The organism is Dactylosporangium sp. NPDC049525, from assembly GCF_040676755.1.
Taxonomy (GTDB): Bacteria; Actinomycetota; Actinomycetes; order Mycobacteriales; family Micromonosporaceae; genus Dactylosporangium.
Genome location: NZ_JBFAPO010000093.1, coordinates 1 through 17,462, shown reverse-complemented (window position 1 = coordinate 17,462; position 17,462 = coordinate 1). Strand labels below are relative to the sequence as shown.

Below are 17,462 nucleotides of genomic sequence, written 5' to 3'. Positions count from 1 at the left end.
CGAAACGTCAAGAGCCCCGTCGATGCCAGGTACGAGACAGAGGGTGGCGAAGAGGCCAGCCGGGGTGCCGGCGTTGCCTAGACTCCACCGGGTGATCGTGCGAATGGCCGGCATGGCGGATGTGGCGGTGCTCGCGGAACTGCGCGGCATCGACGTCGACAAGCTCGAGGCGTACGCCGGCTGGGTGGCCGCCCATACGGAGACGCACCTGCCGTTCGTCGCCGAGATCGACGGGTACGTGGTCGGTGCCGCCTGGCTGTTCGTCGCGGAGCGGGTGCCCGGCAACGAGTCGCTCGACCGGTGGTACGGCGACGTTCAGTCGGTCATGGTCCGCGAGGAGTACCGGAACCGCGGCATCGGCGGTGCGCTGATGGCCGCGATCCTGACCGAGGCCCGTGCGCGGGGGCTGCTGCACGTGACCGTCCACTCCGGCCGCCGCGCGGTCGACTTCTACCTGCGCAGCGGCTTCAGTCATCACCGCCAGCTCCTGCTCTGGGAGCCAGCCGCCCCCTGAGAGGCGGCGCCGGCCTGCCCGGAGGGCGCCGCCACCGCCACGGCCGCAGAACAGGGTGGCCGGCACGAAGGCGGTCGCCGGGCAGCTGGGCTGGTACGCGGCATCCGCGCCCGGCTCCTACTCTCCGTGGCAGATGGGCGTGCCGCTCACCGACCCGCAGGAATGGGACTGGCTCGGCTGACGCACCGCGAACGTGCCACGCCACCCGGCGTGGCACGTTCGCCGCTCAGCGCAAGAGGCTCCGCAGCGTGCTCACGAACGGCATGCCGGGCAGGGTGCCGTCGGTGACGTCCTCGTATTGCACGCCGGCCACGAGGAACGGGGCGTTGCACGCCTCCAACATGATCGGCAGGACCCGTTTTTTGAGGTTGGTCGCGTAGAACAGCTCGCGGGCGACCCAACTGGACTCGACCGCGGCCGGCGACAGCACCAGCAGGAACGCCCGGCACGTCTCGATCCGCCGCTGGATCTCCGCGGGGAATTCGACACCGGTGGGGATCTGCCGGTCGTCCCACGCCGTGATCCGGTGCTCGGCCAGGTGCCGGTGCAGCTTCTTGACATACTTGCGGTCGCTGCGGCTGTAGCTGATGAACACGTGCGGTCGCTCCTGCGGCGCGGCGGGGACGACCACCTCGGCTCCGCTCGGGTGCCGGTGGACCGCCGGGTCGGTCGCGGACGCCTGGTAGCCCAGCTCCCCGACCCGTCGCATTACCCGTTGGTACTCCTCCTCGGAGAGCCTCGTCCGCTTGATCGCGCTCATCGGACCGCGCCCATCAGCAGCTCGTCCAGGCCGACCGGCGGCACGCCGACGAAGAGCACATCCTCACCCGACCGGTAGACCTCCACCCGACGCGGGCGGGACTCGAAGTCGTGGACCGGATCGGCGAGCCGCTGCGTCAGGTGGTGCACCCGCTGGTTGCTGCTGCCGCGCAGGCCGACGCCGTCGTTGTGGTCCGCCCGGTAGAGCCCGTCGATCAGCACGTCGACCTGGGCCAGCAGCGCGTCCACCCCGGGTGAGGCGCCGCGCCCGCGCAGGTGCTCGATGCGGTGGCCGGTGTAGCAGATGAGTGAGACGTCCCGGAGCTCGCGCGCCTGGGCGGCGACCTCGGCGAGACCGGCGGCCTGCAGCATCGGCTCGCCGCCGGAGAACGTCAGGCCGTCGACGAGCGGATCGGCGAGCAGCGTCGCGACCAGCTCCGCCACGGCCATCGGGGTCGCCGGACGCTGCGGGATCCAGTCCGGCGACACGCAGCCTGCGCACTGGAACGGGCAGCCCTGCACCCACACGATCGACCGCCAGCCGGGCCCGAGCGCGCGACTGCCCACGTGCACCGCGGCGACGTTCAGGGTCGCCTGCGGCGAGTCCCGATCCATGCGTGCAGTGTACCGGCGACGCGCACCGACGAGGCTCGGTGAAACGGCGACCGACGCCTACGATCGTCCACCGTGGGACCAGTCTTCATCTCGTACAGCCGCGCCGACGCCGGATACGTCGGACGCCTGACGGCGCACCTGGTCAACGCCAGGATCGACGTCTGGACGGACGAGGGCATCGAGGCCGGCGCCCAGTTCATCCGGACCATCGAGCGGCAGATCCGGGCCTGCAGTGCGTTCATTCCGGTCATGTCGCCGCACTCGCGCGAATCGGACTGGGTGGCGAACGAGATCGAGCTCGCCAAGCGCCTCCGCAAGCCCATCCTGCCGCTGCTCCTCGCCGGCGAGCCCTTCACCGAACTCCTGACCACCCACTACGAGGACGTCGTCGGCGACCGCCTGCCGTCGGCCAAATATGTGCAAGTGGTGCTGTCCCAGAGCACCGGCGGCACCGGGGCCGCGGGCAGTGCCGGCGGCAGCGCCCCGCCGGCCGGCTGGCCGGGCGCGCGCGACCCTGACCAGCTCGCGCGGCTCGTGAAGGACACGCCGGAGGCCGAGCTGACCAACCTCATGAACAGCGCGCAGCGCAGCTGGATCCTCGGCACGATCATGTCCTGGTTCCCGGCGCGCTTCCGTCCCGACCGGGCCGGCTCCGTCCAAGTGGTGGTCCACTGGCACATCACCGGGCCGCCCCGCGCCACCCCGGACGCCTTCGAGCTGGTCATTGCCAACGGGACCTGCACGCTGTCGCCGGCCCCCGCGCACGAGCCGACGCTGGCACTCACGGTCGGCCCGGTCGATTTCCTCAGGCTGGTCGGCGGGATCAGCAACCCGATGATGATGTTCATGACCGGCAAGCTCAAGGCCAAGGGCGATCTGGGCCTTGCCGCCAACCTCGCGAACCTCTTCGACCTCAAGAGGGCCTGACCCGCGGCAAGCGCGACCGGCTGGCCGACCTGCTGCGCGAGGCCAACGCCTTCGAGGACGGGCGCCTGTTCGCTTAAGGGCGTGCCGGTGGGGCGGTGCTCGCGCGAATGACGAGTTGGGTGGCCAGCTCGACCCGGTCCGGCTCGACGGTCTCGCCGAGTGCCATCTGCAGCACCATCCGCGCCGCCGTGGCTCCCATTTCGGCGAAGGGCTGCCGGACGGTGGTCATCGGCGGGCCGCACCACCGGGTCACCTCGATGTCGTCGAAGCCGACGACGCTGAGCTGGTCGGGGATGCGCACGCCGAGCCGGCGCGCCGCCTCGTAGACGCCCAGGGCCTGCAGGTCGTCGCCGCAGACCACCGCGGTCGGCGGGTCGGACAGCCCGAGCAGCTGCCCGCCCAGCTCGATCCCGTCGTCGAACTGGAACCTGCCGTGCCGCACGAGCGCCGGGTCCAGCGGAAGGCCGGCGGCCTCGAGCGCGCCCCGGCATGCCTCGAGTCGGGCCCGGGCGCACAGGTACTCCATGGGGCCGGTGATCACGCCGATCCGCCGGTGGCCGAGGTCGAGCAGGTGCCGGGTCGCGGCGATCCCGCCGCTCCAGTTGGTCGCGCCGACCGACGGGATCGAGTGTGTCGGTTCGCCGGTCGGGTCGATGACCACCATCGGGATGCCGCTGGCGGTGAGCTGCTCGTACTGCCGGGCGCGGAACGCGGAGTTCACGGCGATGACGCCGGTGGGGCGCCGGGCGAGCAGCCGGTCGGCGGTGCGGCGGCCGGCCGTCACGGGTCCCTGCAGGTCGGTGAAGCCGACGGCCAGGCCGCGGTCGCGCACCGCCTGCTCGACGCCGCGCAGGATCTCCATCGCCAGGTGGCTTTCCAGGCCGTAGAACGCGACCTCGATGCTCGGGGAGACGGTTGCCGCGTCGGTACGCCGGTAGCCGTGCTCGCGCAGGAGCGCCTCGACCTTGTCCCGGGTGTCGATGGCGATGCCGGGCCGACCGTTCAGAACTTTCGAGACGGTCGGCGGGGACACACCCGCCAGCTGAGCTATGGTCGCGACGGTGACCTCACCGCGGCGTCGCCGGCCGCTCGTAGCCTGAGACTTCGCGGAATCCATGCGGCAGAGTGTAGGCGAGCCGTTCTCCCCGAGCGGGTGCGGCGTGAGATGGCCAGGCGCCGCGGCGTTGACGAGGCGTGGCGGCGGCCATAGATTACGCGGTGCCCGTGGAATAGTTCCGAAACTTTCTGTCTCGGGTCGCCGCCCCGAGGTCGCCCGGCCGCGTCGCCTGCCGCGCCGCCTCTGCGCCTCCCGATGGAGGGGGAGCGCATGAGCGTGCCCGAGCTGACCGACGTGCACCCTGCCTGGCTGCCGCCGGAGGCGTTCCGGGCCGTCGGCACGCGGCGCACCCTGGTGTGCGGTGACGGACCACTCGTCCGCACGGCACTCGCCGAGGTGACGCAGGCGTGCCGCCGCTACGGTGGGGCCGTCCGGCACCTGCCGGCCGCGACCGGCGACGTCGTCGCCGCCGCCGTCGCCGCTGGCGACGGGCCGTCCGACCTGGTGCTCGCGCTGTCCGGCACCGGACCGGCGGACGGCGACGGGTTCCTGCTGGCCCGCGCGGCGGGTGTCACGCTCGTCTCGGCGGACGACCCGGCCGGTCTGCTCCATGGGCTGTTCCACGTCGTGCGCCTCGGTGCGTCGGCGTTCGGCGCCGACCGCCCGGCCGAGCAGCACCGGTCGGCGATGCGGCGGCGCATGGTCAACCACTGGGACAACGTCGTAGCCCACCCGGTCATGGGCCAGGTCGAGCGCGGGTACTCCGGCGGCTCGCTCTTCTGGCAGGACGGCACCCTGCGCACCGACCTGACGAGGGTGACCGCCTATGCGCGGCTGCTCGCCTCGTGCGGGATCAATGCGGTCTCGGTGAACAACGTGAACGTGCACGCGACCGAGGCGTCGCTGCTGACCGACCGGCTGGGCGACGTGGCCGCGATCGCCGCGCGCTTCCGCCCGTACGGGATCCGCGTGCACCTGTCGGTCAGTTTCGCCGCGCCGGTGACGCTCGGCGGCCTGAGCACCGCCGACCCGCACGACGCGCAGGTGCGGGCGTGGTGGGCGCGGATCACCGCCCGGGTGTACGAGACGATCCCCGACTTCGGCGGTTACGTCGTGAAGGCCGACTCGGAAGGGCAGCCCGGTCCGTTCGCGTACGGCCGCAGCCACGCCGACGGGGCGAACGTGCTCGCCGACGCACTCGCCCCGTTCGGGGGCGTGGTGGACTGGCGTGCCTTCGTCTACAACCACCACCAGGACTGGCGGGACCGCAGCACCGACCGGGCCCGCGCGGCGCATGACCACTTCGCACCGCTGGACGGCGAGTTCCGCGACAACGTGCACCTGCAGGTGAAGCACGGCCCGATCGACTTCCAGACCCGCGAGCCGGTGTCGCCCGTGTTCGCCGCGATGCCCGCCACCCGCATCGCCGTGGAGCTGCAGGTGACCCAGGAGTACACCGGCCAGCAGCGGCACGTGTGCTACCTGGCGCCGATGTGGAGCGAAGTGCTGGGATTCGACCCGTGGGACGGCGAGGGCCCGTCCGTCGCGGACGTCGCGGCCGTCGGCGGCGGGCTGGTGGCCGTGTCGAACGCCGGCGCCGACCGGTTCTGGACCGGGCACCCGCTCGCGCAGGCCAACCTGTACGCGTTCGGCCGGCTGGCCTGGTCGCCGTGGCTGGACCCGGCCACGATCCTGGACGAGTGGATCGACCTGACCTTCGTGCCGTCGGCCACCGCGGACCCCGAGCTGCTGCGCCGCACGCTGCACGCGCTGATGGACCACTCGTGGCAGACCTATGAGCAGTACACCGCGCCGCTCGGGATCGGCTTCATGGTGCGGCCCGGCGACCACTACGGCCCGGACGTCGACGGCTACGAGTACTCGCCGTGGGGCACGTACCACTTCGCCGACCGCGACGGCATCGGTGTCGACCGCACCCAGGCGTCGGGCACGGGGTTCACCGGCCAGTACCCGCCGGGGTGGGCGGCGGCGTACGAGTCGCTCGACCGCTGCCCCGACGAGCTGCTGTTGTTCTTCCACCACGTGCCCTACGACCACGTGCTGCACAGCGGGGTCACGGTCATCCAGCACATCTACGACACCCACTTCGCGGGGGTCGAGGCCGTGGCCGAGGCGCAGCAGCGGTGGGAGCGGCTGCCCGCCGGGCTGGTCGACCCGGCGCTGCACACCCGGGTCGCCGAACGGCTCGACGAGCAGCTGCGCTGCGCACGGGAATGGCGCGACCAGATCAACACGTACTTCTTCCGAAAGTCGGGCGTCCCGGACGCGTGCGGCCGCCGCATCTTCTGACACCGGGTGGGCCCTGGATGCAACGTTCACGGCACCGCCCTGCACACACAACCGGCACAGAAACATTTCCTTGATATCACTGATCGGTTCTGCGATCCTCGGAGCCTGGAGCGGCGGCTCGGACGGAAGGGGCCATGATGGGCCGGGTGACGAGCCGGGTACGTGTTCCGTTCCAGGGGGAGGGCGCGGGCACCGGTGACCTGACGTGGGCGCAGCTGATGATCTGGCAGACGATGCAGGAATCGGGCCGGAGCATGAACATCGGCGGCACGGTGGCGATGCCGGCGGGCACGCCGGTGGAGGCGATGGTGCGGACCCTGCGGTTCCTCGTGAGCCGGCACCCGGCCCTGCGGACCCGGCTGCGGTTCGATCCCGGCGGCCCGCCCAGGCAGGTGGTGTCCGGCTCGGGCGAGGCCGTGTTCGAGATCGTCGACGTCGATGACCGCGGCGACACGGCCGACGCGGCGGAGGAGCTACGCGGCCGGTACGCGCTCGTGGCGTTCGACTACGCGGACGAGTGGCCGATCCGGATGGGTGCCGTCCGGTGCGACGGGTCGGTGAGCCACCTCGTGGTGATGTACTGCCATCTCGCGGTCGACGGCTTCGGCATCGATCAGATCGTGCGCGACCTGGCCCATCTGGATCCGGTGACCGGTGAGGCCACCGCGCCGGTCTCCGGGCTGACCGCGCTGGAGCTGGCCGCCCGGCAACACACTCCGGCCGGGCTCCGGCAGAGCCAGAAGTCGCTGCGGTTCTGGGAGCAGCAGTTGCTGGCGATGCCGGGGCAACGGTTCGGCGCTTCCGGCGACCCGCGCGAACCGCGGTTCTGGGAGCTGACGATCCGGTCGCCGGCGATGCACCTCGCCATGCAGCGCATCGCGCACCGCACCGGCGTCGGGGTCGGCCACGTCGTCCTCGCCGCCTACGCGCTGGCGCTGTCCAGGGTCACCGGCGGCAGCACCGTGGCGACCCAGCTGGTGGTGAGCAACCGGTTCCGGCCGGGCTGTGCGGACTCGGTCAGCATGCTGGTGCAGAACGGCATCTGCGTGATCGACGTGGCCGGCGCCGGCTTCGACGACCTGGTCGGCCGTGCGTGGAACGCGGCCACCAACGCCTACCTGCACGGATACTACGATCCGTCGGCGCGCACCGACCTGCTGGCCCGGATCCGCGAGGAGCGCGCCGAGGTCGACATCTCATGCCTGGTCAATGACCGGCGGGCCGGCGCCGCGCCGGCGGCACCCCCCACCGCCGAACAGGTCGCGGCGGCGGTGCCGCGGACCACCACGTGGTGGAGCCGGAAGCTCGACACGCTGAGCTATACGCTTATCGTCAACGTCGATGCCGCACCGGACGCGGTCGACGTCGCGGTCCTCGCCGACACCCACCGCATCGCCCCGGCCGGCATCGAGGCATTCGCCCGGGAGATGGAGACGGTCCTCGTCGTCGCGGCCGGGGCAGTGCAGGTGATCGATGAGTTCGGACCGGCGCGGAGGTGACGATGGGCGCGGCGTACCGGGTGCTGCGCGACGCGGACGTCGAGCAGTTCCTGACGCGTGGGTACGTGGTGATCCGTGGTTGTTTCAGCCGGGAGGACGCGGAGGAGTACACCCGCACGCTGTGGACCCGGCTCGGCTACGACCCGCAGGACCGGTCCACCTGGGCCGAGCCATCGGTGCACATGCCCGCCCACCGCGACATCGACGTGGCGAGCTTCGCACCGCGCGCCTGGGACGCCGTCTGCGACCTGGTCGGCGGGCCGGAGCGGATCAGCGCCGGTCAGCCGTACCGCTGGAACGACGCGTTCATCGTCAACCTTGGTGAAGGCGCCGATCGTCCGTGGGCCGAAGCCTCCGCCGGCGCGCCGGGCTGGCACAAGGACGGCGACTTCTTCCGGCACTTCCTGGACTCGCCCGAGCAGGGGCTGCTGACGCTGGTGCTGTGGTCGGACGTGCGGCACCGGGGCGGTGCCACGTTCGTGGCGGCCGACTCGGTGGCCCCGGTGGCCAGGTTCCTCGCCGCCCATCCGGAGGGTGTGCACCCCGGCGGTGTTCCCGGCCCGGCCGGCGCCGTCTTCGACTATCCGGCGCTGATGGCCGGGTGCACCGACTTCGTCGAGGCCACCGGCGCGGTCGGCGACGTGTATCTGCTGCACCCGTTCGTCCTGCACGCCAAGGCACAGAACGTGGTGCGCGCGGTCCGGGTCATCACCAACCCGCCGGTGACCCTGGCCGAGCCGATGCGGTTCGACCGGTCCGATCCCGCCCGGCACTCCCTGGTCGAGCGGGCGGTGCTGCGCGCGCTCGGCACGCGCCGCGCGCCTTTCACCGCGACCGCGCCGCGCGAGGCGATCGTCCCGCCGCGCGTGCTGCGGCAGCGGCGGCTGCTGGCCGAGGAGCAGGCCCGGTTGAGGACCGCACCGCCGGTCTAGATCCGCGCCGCCGCCAGGGGTTCGCTGAAAGATTTCCAGCGCTGGCAGATCGAAGGCCATCGCTCAGCGCGGAAATGTTGCGCAGCATCGGCGGGGTCGTGGCCTCCGTCGCGCGTAAATGCGACTAAAAGGTGTGCAGCGTACCAAGGCACCCATGGAAGTTACCGAAACATTTCCGGAACATGTTGCCAGGCCGTTGGTCCTGCGCCAAACTGTGCGCCACAGCGCGAAACTCGTCGATGTCTGGTCGCCGGTACCCCGAGAGAAGGCCGCATGAAGAGACCCCTGAGAGTCCTGCTGACGGCGGCTGCCGTGTCCTGCCTCGCGGCGGCGTCGTTCGCCCTCGCCCAGCCGGCGTTCGCGGCGTCACTGACGCAGGTGACGAACTTCGGCAACAACCCCAGCAACCTGAAGATGTACACCTACGTCCCGAACGCCGTCGCCGCCCGGCCGGCCCTGCTGCTCGCGATCCACTACTGCAGCGGCTCGGCGTCCGCGGTGTTCAACGGGTACGCCCACGACTACGTGACCGCGGCGGACCAGCACGGGTACGTCATCGTGTTCCCGGAGGCGACCCGCAGCGGTTCGTGCTTCGACGTCTCCTCGCCGCAGGCGTTGACCCGCGGCGGTGGCAGCGACCCGGTCGGCATCATGTCGATGGTCAACTATGCCAGGCAGCGGTACAACGTCGACCCGGCGCGGATCTTCGTGACCGGCTTCTCCTCCGGCGCCATGATGACCAACGTCCTGGCCGCCGAATACCCCGACGTGTTCGCCGCCGGTTCCGCGTTCATGGGTGTCCCGGCCGGGTGCTTCGCCACCACCAACGGCTCGATGTGGAACAGCCAGTGTTCGGGTGGGCAGCTCAGCAAGACCCCGCAGCAGTGGGGCGACCAGGCCAGGGCGATGTACCCCGGCTACAGCGGCCGGTACCCGCGCATGCAGCTCCTGCACGGCACCGCGGACACCACGCTGGCCTACCCGAACTTCGGCGAAGAGATCAAGCAGTGGACCAACCTCCACGGCGTGAGCCAGTCCCCGGTGCTCACCGACGCCCCGCGGTCGGGGTGGACGCGCACCCGCTACGGCACCAACACCACCCAGGCGCCGGTCGAGGGCATCAGCGTCCAGGGCGCCGGCCACACGCTGCCACAGACCGGCATGGTCCAGTTCGCCATCGACTTCCTCGGGCTGACCGGCACCTCCACCCCGCCCACTTCTCCTCCGCCCACCTCCACACCGCCGTCGTCTCCGCCGCCCGGTGGCAGCTGCACGGCGACCCTGTCGGCGGGTCAGTCGTGGAGCGACCGGTACAACCTCAGCGTCTCGGTCACCGGCTCCAACACCTGGGTGGTGACCATGACGATGGCCGGCCCCGCGCGGGTGCTGTCGACGTGGAACGTCAACGCGACGTGGAGCTCCGCCGGTGCCGTGATGACCGCGACGCCCAACGGCAGCGGCAACACCTGGGGCGTGACCATCAAGCACAACGGCAACCGGACCTGGCCGACCGTCTCCTGCCGGACCGCCTGACCCGACCTCGAACCTCGAAGGAGGCTGTCATGGAGCACATCGCCAGTTCCCCACCTGGAAGATCGGCCCGCGCCAGAATCCGCTCGTCGGTCATCGCGCTGACGGTGGCGGCGCTCGCCGCCGGCGGCGCGGCGATGATCGTGGCGTCGAACCGGACCGCCGAGGCGGCCGCACCGCCGGCGGTCAGCGTCGAGGACGAGGGCGCGGACTGCCCGGTGACGCTGCCCGGTTCGACGACGGCGAACGCCAAGCTGCCCGACCCGTTCAAGAAGCTCGACGGCACCCGGATCACCACCAAGGCCGACTGGCGGTGCCAGCGCGAGACCATCAAGAAGCTGGCCGAGCGGTACGTCTACGGGGAGAAGCCCGGCAAGCCGCAGAGTGTCACCGGCACCGTGTCCGGTAGCAGCATCACGGTGAATGTGAACCACAATGGCAAGAGCGCCAGCTTCTCCGCCAGTGTCTCGCTGCCGAGTGGGACGGGGCCGTTCCCGGCTGTCGTGGTGCTTGGCGGGTTCGGCGCGGACACCGCCGCGATCAGGGCCGCCGGGGCCGCGGTGATCAGCTATGACCCGTACGCGGTCGGCAAGGAGGGCACGCCCCGGAACAACAAGCAGGGTGCGTTCTACAGCATCTACGGCGCCACGAGTAGCACCGGGTTGCTGATGGCGTGGGCGTGGGGTGTCAGCCGGATCATCGACGTGATCGCCCAGTCCGGCGGCAACGTTCTGCGGGCCGACGGGGTCGGTGTCACCGGTTGCTCCCGGTTCGGCAAGGGCGCGTTCGTCATCGGCGTGTACGACCAGCGCATCGCGTTGACGATGCCGATCGAGTCGGGCAGCGCCGGCGTACCGATATTCCGCGGTATCCCGGGTGAGGGCGCGCAGAGCCTGAGCAGTGCCTACGGGGAGCAGCCGTGGCTCGGCGACGCGTTCGGCTCCTTCACCGGCAACCCGAACAACCTGCCGGTGGACACACACGAAATGGTGGCCATGGTCGCGCCGCGGGGGCTGTTCATCATGGACAACCCGCATATCGCCAACCTCGGCCCCAGGTCCGCCAGCGTCGCCGCGCTCGGCGGCGCCGAGGTCTACAAGGCGCTCGGCGCCGGGGACAACATCACGTACTGGTCGGACATCCAGAACGGCAACCACTGCGCCAACCGTCCTGAATGGACCGCCCCGCTCCAGCAGAACATCAGGAAGTTCCTGCTGCGGACGGGCAACGACCCCGGCGCGATCCGGATCTCGTCCAAAGCCGCCGGCAACCTCGCCTCGTGGCGGGACTGGGACACCCCCAACCTCAGCGGCGACCCGTCCACGCCGCCCTCCAGCGGCGGCCCCAGCTCGAACCCGCCGTCCTCCAACCCGCCCAGCTCGAACCCGCCGTCGTCCCCGCCGCCGGGTGGTAGCTGCACGGCGACGTTGTCCGCCGGCCAGTCATGGAGCGACCGGTACAACCTGAGCGTCACGGTCACCGGTTCCAGCAACTGGGTGGTGACCATGACGATGGCGGGCCCGGCCCGGGTCCTGTCGACGTGGAACATCAACGCGACGTGGAGCTCCGCCGGGGCGGTGATGACGGCGACGCCCAACGGCAGCGGCAACACCTGGGGCGTGACCATCAAGCACAACGGCAACCGGACCTGGCCGACCGTCTCCTGCCGGACTGCCTGACCGGCAGGTAGGAGCAGATCCAGCCGGTGGCGACTGACGGCGTCACCGGCTGGATCGTCCTGCCGTCGGCACCTACGGTGTGGTCTCCAGCAGCGTGTTGAGCCACCGCAGCTGACGCCCGACGTGGACCGCGTCGCCGCCGTCGTGGTGGTTGAACGGGTAGGCGTGCATCGTGCAGTGCGGGCGGGCCGCCCGGCCGTTGGCCGCGCCGTACTGGTTGTAGGCGGCGAACGCGGTGCTTGGCGGGCACACCGTGTCGCGCAGGCCCACCCCAAAGTGCGCGGGTGCCACCGCCCGACGGGCGAACGCGACACCGTCCACGTAGGACAGTGTCCGGCGCACCGCGTCCTCGGCGTCGCGGTGGACGGCCAGATAGTTCACGATCTCGCCGTAGGGCGCGGCGTCGGTGAGCTCGATGGCCCGCTGGACGTGGCACAGGAACGGGGCGGTCGTCAGCAGCGCGGCGAGATCGGGCACGAGGCCGGCCACCGCGATGGCGATCCCGCCGCCCTGGCTATTGCCGGTGGCCACGACACGGGCCGGGTCAACACCTGGCAACTCCCGGACCGCGTGGACGGCGCGCACCCCGTCGGTGATGAGCCGCCGGTAGTAGTAGTCCGCCGGCGACAGGATGCCCCGGGTCGCGGGCCACTGACCGCCGGCGCCGCCGTGCGGGTCGGCGGTGTCGCCGCCGGTGCCGTACTGGTCGCCCTGCCCGCGGGTGTCCATGAGCAGGTGCGCGTAGCCGGCGGCCGCCCAGGTCAGGCGCTCGTGCGGCTGGCCCCGGCCGCGGCCGTAGCCGAGGAACTCCACGACGGCCGGCAGCGGGGTGCGCACCCCGGCGGGGCGGGTGAACCAGGCCCGGATCGGGTCGCCGGCGAAACCGGCGAAGGTGACGTCCCACGTGTCGACGAGCCGTAGACCGGTCCGCTCCGGCCGGACGTCGACGACCAGCGGGGCGGCCCCGGCCGAGCCGAGCGTCGAGGTCCAGAACGCGTCGAAGTCGGCTGGCTCCCGCACCTCGGGCGCGTATCGCTCGAGCTGGTCCAGCGGCAGGTCGAAGAGCGGCATGCGTCCTCACGGGGTCGGCGGCGTGGCTCGCAGGTCTGTCCGGGGACGATCGCAGAAGCTTTCGGCAATTTCAAGGCAACGTTTTCACGGAGGGCACGCTCGTGGGCACGACCGGCGTGGTGGTGGCCTTCGGGCCGCGCCGGCCGCGCGCCGCTCCCTCGGCGAACCGCAGGACCACGGCGCGGCCTCAGACATCGAGATCTTGGCACGCGCGCCTGAAACGTTCCGGGAACGGACCGCAGGTGGGCATCATCGCGGCCGAGTTCCTCGGGTCCCACCAGGGTACTTGCGGCTGAGATCGACATCGCCGGCGCCCGATGCCTTGACACGCCAGGTTCAGGGACTTAAATTTCGGCACACGTTCCGACATCTTTCTGAAATATTTCCACCTGCTCGCCGCGGCGGGCGGCGCTCTCCTGGATTCCGTTGAGGGGGTGGCATGGTTGACGTGACCCACCAGGTGCCGGTCGGCACGGGCTCCACACCGGACCCGCCGACCGTGGCCCGCCTGGTGCCCCGCCGGCGGACCTGGCGGCAGGCGCTGCGCCGGGACTGGCAGCTGTACTCGCTGGCGGTCGTGCCGCTGCTGTTCTTCGTGATCTTCCGGTACCTGCCGATGGCGGGCAACGTGATCGCCTTCCGGCGGTTCCGGCCCGGCGGCAGCATCTTCGGCGAGACGTGGGTCGGCCTGCGGTACGTGCGGCTGTTCATCAGCGACCCCACGTTCTGGCAGGTGTTCGGCAACACGCTGAAGATCGGGTCGCTGACGCTGTTGTTCTGCTTCCCGCTGCCGATCGTGCTGGCGTTGCTGCTCAACGAGGTCCGGACCCGGTTCCTCAAACGGTTCGTGCAGTCGATCTCCTACCTGCCGCACTTCCTGTCCATCGTGGTGGTGGCCGCGATCGTCTTCCAGGTGCTGTCCCTGGACGGGGTGGTCAACCAGGGGCTCAAGGCGATCGGCCGGGACACGGTGCCGTTCATGCAGGAGCCCGGCTGGTTCCGCACGATCTACGTGTCCTCCGAGGTCTGGCAGACCGTCGGCTGGGGCACGATCCTGTACCTCGCCGCGCTCACCACCATCGACGACAACCTGTACGAGGCGGCCCGCATCGACGGCGCGAGCCGGTGGCGCCAGACCTGGCACGTGACGCTGCCCGGCATCCGGCCGACGATGATGACCCTGCTGATCCTCAACGTCGGCACGTTCATGGCGGTCGGGTTCGAGAAGGTCCTGCTGCTGTACAACCCGCTGACGTACCCGACCGGCGACGTCATCTCCACCTACCTGTACCGCGTCGGCGTGGTCAGCGGCAGCTTCAGCTACGCCGCGGCGATCGGGCTGTTCGAGTCCCTGATCGGCCTGACGCTGGTGCTGTCGGCCAACTTCATCTCCCGTCGCACGGTGGGGACGAGCCTGTGGTGAGGCAGCGGCGCTCGCGCGGGGAACGGGTGTTCCAGGCCGTCAACGGCGTCATCCTCACCGGTGTCGTCGTGCTGACGCTGGTCCCGTTCGTCAACATCGTGGCCCGGTCGTTCAGCGGTGAGCACGAGATCCGCTCCGGTCAGGTGGGCCTGCTGCCCCGCGGGTTCAACCTCACGACCTACAAGGTCGTGCTGAGCGACTCGATGTTCTGGACCAACTACCGCAACACCGTGCTGTACACCGTGGTCGCCACCGCCGTCTCGATGGTCCTGACCGTCTGCTACGCCTACGTGCTGTCCAAGAAGGACCTGCGGGGACGCGGCGCGCTCGTCGGGATCGCGGTCTTCACGATGTTCTTCACCGGCGGCCTCATCCCCAACTACGTCCTGGTCAGCGGGCTGGGGCTGCGCAACAGCATCTGGGCCATCGTGCTGCCCAACGCCATCAACGTGTTCAACCTGCTGGTGATGAAGGCGTTCTTCGAGAGCCTGCCCATCGAGCTGGAAGAGGCCGCCTCCGTCGACGGCCTGAGCACGTACGGCGTCCTGCTGAAGATCGTGCTGCCGCTGTCCAAGGCCATGATCGCCACGATGATCCTGTTCTACGCGGTCTCCTTCTGGAACTCCTGGTTCCCCGCCTTCCTCTACCTGGACCGCGCGGAGCTGTTCCCGGTCACGGTGTACCTGCGCAACCTGATCGCCGGCGCCACCGGCGGGGCCGACCAGAGCGCGGCCAGCGACACGGCGCTGCAGATCGGGGCCAACATCCAGGCGGTGACGATCGTGCTCACCGTGCTGCCGATCGTGCTCGTCTACCCCTTCATCCAGCGCTACTTCGTCCGCGGCGTGATGCTCGGCGCCGTCAAGGGCTGACCCCACCAACCTCGGCAACGACACCCCACACCCCTTGCATCGAAGACGTCCCATCGAAAGGGAGTCCCATGTATCAGCTCTCCAGGCGCCAGCTGCTGGCCGGCGTCGGTGCCGCCGCGGCCGCGATGGCGCTCGCCGCCTGCGGTGGCGACGAGGACAAGGCCGACGACCTGTCCGCGAACAAGGACGGCGCCATGGACAAGTACGGCGTCGGCGACCAGTTCAAGGCCACCACGGCGCTGAGCTTCCCCATCATGCTGCTGAGCAACGCGAGCTACCCGTACAAGGCCGACTGGCTGTTCTGGAACGAGCTCACCAAACGGACCAACGTCAAGCTCGAGCCGGTCGTCGTGCCGGGCAGCGACTACAACCAGAAGCGCAGCGTCATGATCAGCGGCGGTGAGGCGCCACTGATCATCCCGAAGACGTACCACCCGGACGAGGAGGCGTACATCGCCGGCGGGGCGATCCTGCCGGTCAGCGACTACCTCGACCTGATGCCGAACTTGAAGGACCAGATCGCCAAGTGGAACTTGAAGAACGACCTCGACGCGTTCCGGCAGGCGGACGGCAAGTTCTACCTGCTGCCCGGCGTGCATGAGGACGTCTGGCTGGACTACTCCCTGGTCGTGCGCACCGATGTCCTGCAGCAGCTCAATCTCCAGGCGCCGCAGACGTGGGACGAGCTGACGAACGTGCTGCGGGCGATGAAGAGCGCCCACCCCGACATCTACCCGATGTCCGACCGGTGGAACAACCCGACCCCCGGCGGCTGCCTGCTGGGGCACCTCAGCTCGGCGTACGGCACCCTGGCCGGCTGGGACTACCAGAACGCGACCTGGGACGCGGGCACGGGCAAGTTCGCGTTCACCGGTGCGCAGGACAAGTTCAAGCAGATGCTGCAGTACCTCAACACGCTCATCACCGAGAAGCTCCTCGATCCGGAGACCTTCACCCAGCAGGACGACGCCGCGCGGCAGAAGTTCGCGTCCGGCAAGTCGTTCGTCATGAGCTGCAACGCCCAGACGCTGGTCAACGAGTGCCGCAAGGACATCGCGAAGATCTCGGGCGCCACGGTGGTGAAGATCCCGCGGCTGACCGGCCCGCTGGGCAACGTCAAGCAGGCCACCAGCCGGCTCGAGGGCGGCGTCATGATCTCGACGAAGGCCCGCGACAGCAAGAACTTCGTCGCCCTGATGCAGTTCATCGACTGGCTGTTCTACTCCGACGCCGGCAAGATGTTCGCCAAGTGGGGCATCGAAGGCACCACCTACACCGGCAACCTCGACAGCGGCATCAAGCTCGCCGCCGACGTCAACTGGGGCGGCCTCAACCCGTCGGGCACCAAGAACCTCCAGGTCGAGTACGGCTTCTTCAACGGCGTGTTCGCCTACGGCGGCAGCACGAAGATGCTCAACTCGCAGTTCCCCGCCGAGGAGCTGAAGTTCCAGGAGGTGATGAACGCCCGCAAGACGCTGCCGCTGCCGCCGGCGCACCCCCTCAACGCCGACGAGCGGGAACAGGCAACGCTGTGGGAGACCGCGCTCAAGGACCACGTCACGCAGCAGTCGCTCAAGTTCATCCTGGGCCAGCGGCCGTTCAGCGACTGGGACGCTTACGTCGCCGAGCTCAAGGGCAAGAACATGACCCAGTACATCGACCTGGTCAACAAGGCGTACGAACGCTTCAAGAAGAGCAACGGCTGACCTGCCTTGACCATCATCGTTGCCGAACAGCCCTCCGGCCGGCTCAGTGACGCCTGGCGTCACTGCGTCGGCACCGGCCGATTCGAACTGGCGTTGCGCCGCGACTACCAGGACTCCCTCGCACTGCTGCAGCGGGAGATCGGGTTCCGGCACATCCGCGGCCATGGGCTGCTCAGCGACGGGGTCGGCATCCACCAGCCCTACGAGTACCAGGGCTCGCGGCAGGTCCGGCACGCGTTCACGTACGTCGACCAGGTGATCGACGCGTACCTCGAACTCGGCATCCGGCCCTTCGTGGAGCTGGGCTTCATGCCGTCCGGCCTCGCCTCCGGCGACCAGACCGTGTTCTGGTGGGGCGGCAACGTCACCCCACCGCGGTCCTGGTCCGAATGGGCCGGCCTGGTCCGGGCCACGGTGGCGGGCCGCGGCGGCCCGCAGGGCGGCGGCCGGGGGGGGCGGGGGGGGGACCGGCGGGGGGGGGACCCAGCCCGCCGGCCCGCGGCCCCGGGGCCGCGGTGGCCGGTGTGGGGCCCCCCCCCGGGGGGGGGGGGCGGCCCCCCCCCCCGGT

Annotated in this window: 15 protein-coding genes and 2 pseudogenes; 13 read left to right on the top strand and 4 right to left on the bottom strand. The window is 70.3% G+C overall.

Annotated elements, in window-relative coordinates:
* Positions 1-91: 91 nt before the first annotated feature.
* Together AB0K00_RS54300 and AB0K00_RS54295 are read left to right on the top strand one after the other, a co-directional pair.
* On the top strand, positions 92-514 hold the full coding sequence (locus AB0K00_RS54300) for a GNAT family N-acetyltransferase (protein ID WP_363538933.1): 423 nt from the start codon (positions 92-94) through the stop codon (positions 512-514).
* Between the two features lie 55 nt (positions 515-569).
* A complete protein-coding gene (locus AB0K00_RS54295; protein ID WP_363538931.1) occupies positions 570-695 on the top strand; it encodes a hypothetical protein in 126 nt (41 codons plus the stop codon).
* 45 nt (positions 696-740) lie between these two features.
* On the opposite strand, the gene AB0K00_RS54290 is transcribed toward AB0K00_RS54295, so the two are convergent.
* Both AB0K00_RS54290 and AB0K00_RS54285 read right to left on the bottom strand, forming a co-directional pair.
* Entirely contained in the window at positions 741-1,223 is a 483-nt protein-coding gene (locus AB0K00_RS54290) for a toll/interleukin-1 receptor domain-containing protein (protein ID WP_363538929.1), read from the bottom strand.
* A gap of 47 nt (positions 1,224-1,270) precedes the next feature.
* A complete protein-coding gene (locus tag AB0K00_RS54285) occupies positions 1,271-1,888 on the bottom strand; it encodes a 4Fe-4S single cluster domain-containing protein (protein WP_363538927.1) in 618 nt (205 codons plus the stop codon).
* A gap of 72 nt (positions 1,889-1,960) precedes the next feature.
* Between AB0K00_RS54285 and AB0K00_RS54280 the strand changes: the two are divergent.
* Both AB0K00_RS54280 and AB0K00_RS54275 read left to right on the top strand, forming a co-directional pair.
* Positions 1,961-2,266: pseudogene (locus AB0K00_RS54280) on the top strand (toll/interleukin-1 receptor domain-containing protein); the annotation flags it as partial.
* 156 nt (positions 2,267-2,422) lie between these two features.
* Positions 2,423-2,815, top strand: a complete 393-nt coding sequence (locus tag AB0K00_RS54275) for an SCP2 sterol-binding domain-containing protein (protein ID WP_363538960.1) — start codon at positions 2,423-2,425, stop codon at positions 2,813-2,815.
* Positions 2,816-2,888: 73 nt separating this feature from the next.
* Here AB0K00_RS54275 and AB0K00_RS54270 read toward each other — a convergent pair whose 3' ends face one another.
* Positions 2,889-3,932, bottom strand: coding sequence for a LacI family DNA-binding transcriptional regulator (locus AB0K00_RS54270; RefSeq protein ID WP_363538925.1), 1,044 nt, complete (start codon positions 3,930-3,932; stop codon positions 2,889-2,891).
* A 210-nt stretch (positions 3,933-4,142) separates the two neighbouring features.
* Between AB0K00_RS54270 and AB0K00_RS54265 the strand changes: the two genes are divergently transcribed.
* The 5 genes from AB0K00_RS54265 to AB0K00_RS54245 all read left to right on the top strand — a co-directional run bounded on the left by AB0K00_RS54265 (position 4,143) and on the right by AB0K00_RS54245 (position 11,822).
* Entirely contained in the window at positions 4,143-6,182 is a 2,040-nt protein-coding gene (locus AB0K00_RS54265; protein ID WP_363538923.1) for an alpha-glucuronidase, read from the top strand.
* A gap of 146 nt (positions 6,183-6,328) precedes the next feature.
* A complete protein-coding gene (locus tag AB0K00_RS54260) occupies positions 6,329-7,681 on the top strand; it encodes a condensation domain-containing protein (RefSeq protein WP_363538921.1) in 1,353 nt (450 codons plus the stop codon).
* Between the two features lie 2 nt (positions 7,682-7,683).
* Positions 7,684-8,613, top strand: a complete 930-nt coding sequence (locus AB0K00_RS54255; RefSeq protein ID WP_363538919.1) for a hypothetical protein — start codon at positions 7,684-7,686, stop codon at positions 8,611-8,613.
* Between the two features lie 273 nt (positions 8,614-8,886).
* Complete coding sequence (locus AB0K00_RS54250) at positions 8,887-10,146, top strand: PHB depolymerase family esterase (RefSeq protein ID WP_363538917.1); 1,260 nt, start codon at positions 8,887-8,889, stop codon at positions 10,144-10,146.
* Positions 10,147-10,175: 29 nt separating this feature from the next.
* Positions 10,176-11,822: a cellulose-binding protein gene (locus AB0K00_RS54245; RefSeq protein ID WP_363538915.1), complete on the top strand. Its 1,647-nt coding sequence runs from the start codon at positions 10,176-10,178 to the stop codon at positions 11,820-11,822.
* Positions 11,823-11,894: 72 nt separating this feature from the next.
* On the opposite strand, the gene AB0K00_RS54240 is transcribed toward AB0K00_RS54245, so the two are convergent.
* Positions 11,895-12,893, bottom strand: a complete 999-nt coding sequence (locus tag AB0K00_RS54240; protein ID WP_363538913.1) for an acetylxylan esterase — start codon at positions 12,891-12,893, stop codon at positions 11,895-11,897.
* Positions 12,894-13,332: 439 nt separating this feature from the next.
* On the opposite strand from AB0K00_RS54240, the gene AB0K00_RS54235 reads away from it, so the two are divergent.
* The 4 genes and pseudogenes from AB0K00_RS54235 to AB0K00_RS54220 form a co-directional block, all read left to right on the top strand.
* Positions 13,333-14,316: an ABC transporter permease subunit gene (locus AB0K00_RS54235; RefSeq protein ID WP_363538911.1), complete on the top strand. Its 984-nt coding sequence runs from the start codon at positions 13,333-13,335 to the stop codon at positions 14,314-14,316.
* Positions 14,313-15,188: a carbohydrate ABC transporter permease gene (locus AB0K00_RS54230; protein ID WP_363538909.1), complete on the top strand. Its 876-nt coding sequence runs from the start codon at positions 14,313-14,315 to the stop codon at positions 15,186-15,188. The genes AB0K00_RS54235 and AB0K00_RS54230 overlap by 4 nt, the downstream gene beginning before the upstream one ends.
* Before the next feature lie 68 nt (positions 15,189-15,256).
* Complete coding sequence (locus tag AB0K00_RS54225; RefSeq protein WP_363538907.1) at positions 15,257-16,894, top strand: extracellular solute-binding protein; 1,638 nt, start codon at positions 15,257-15,259, stop codon at positions 16,892-16,894.
* A 6-nt stretch (positions 16,895-16,900) separates the two neighbouring features.
* Positions 16,901-17,462: pseudogene (locus AB0K00_RS54220) on the top strand (hypothetical protein); the annotation flags it as partial.

Coding starts and splice junctions, on each gene's coding strand:
- AB0K00_RS54290 (WP_363538929.1), bottom strand. CDS start 1,223: ATGCGACGGGTCGGGGAGCTGGGCTACCAGGCGTCCGCGACCGACCCG.
- AB0K00_RS54255 (WP_363538919.1), top strand. CDS start 7,684: ATGGGCGCGGCGTACCGGGTGCTGCGCGACGCGGACGTCGAGCAGTTC.
- AB0K00_RS54245 (WP_363538915.1), top strand. CDS start 10,176: ATGGAGCACATCGCCAGTTCCCCACCTGGAAGATCGGCCCGCGCCAGA.
- AB0K00_RS54225 (WP_363538907.1), top strand. CDS start 15,257: ATGTATCAGCTCTCCAGGCGCCAGCTGCTGGCCGGCGTCGGTGCCGCC.
- AB0K00_RS54240 (WP_363538913.1), bottom strand. CDS start 12,893: ATGCCGCTCTTCGACCTGCCGCTGGACCAGCTCGAGCGATACGCGCCC.
- AB0K00_RS54235 (WP_363538911.1), top strand. CDS start 13,333: ATGGTTGACGTGACCCACCAGGTGCCGGTCGGCACGGGCTCCACACCG.
- AB0K00_RS54250 (WP_363538917.1), top strand. CDS start 8,887: ATGAAGAGACCCCTGAGAGTCCTGCTGACGGCGGCTGCCGTGTCCTGC.
- AB0K00_RS54270 (WP_363538925.1), bottom strand. CDS start 3,932: ATGGATTCCGCGAAGTCTCAGGCTACGAGCGGCCGGCGACGCCGCGGT.
- AB0K00_RS54285 (WP_363538927.1), bottom strand. CDS start 1,888: ATGGATCGGGACTCGCCGCAGGCGACCCTGAACGTCGCCGCGGTGCAC.
- AB0K00_RS54265 (WP_363538923.1), top strand. CDS start 4,143: ATGAGCGTGCCCGAGCTGACCGACGTGCACCCTGCCTGGCTGCCGCCG.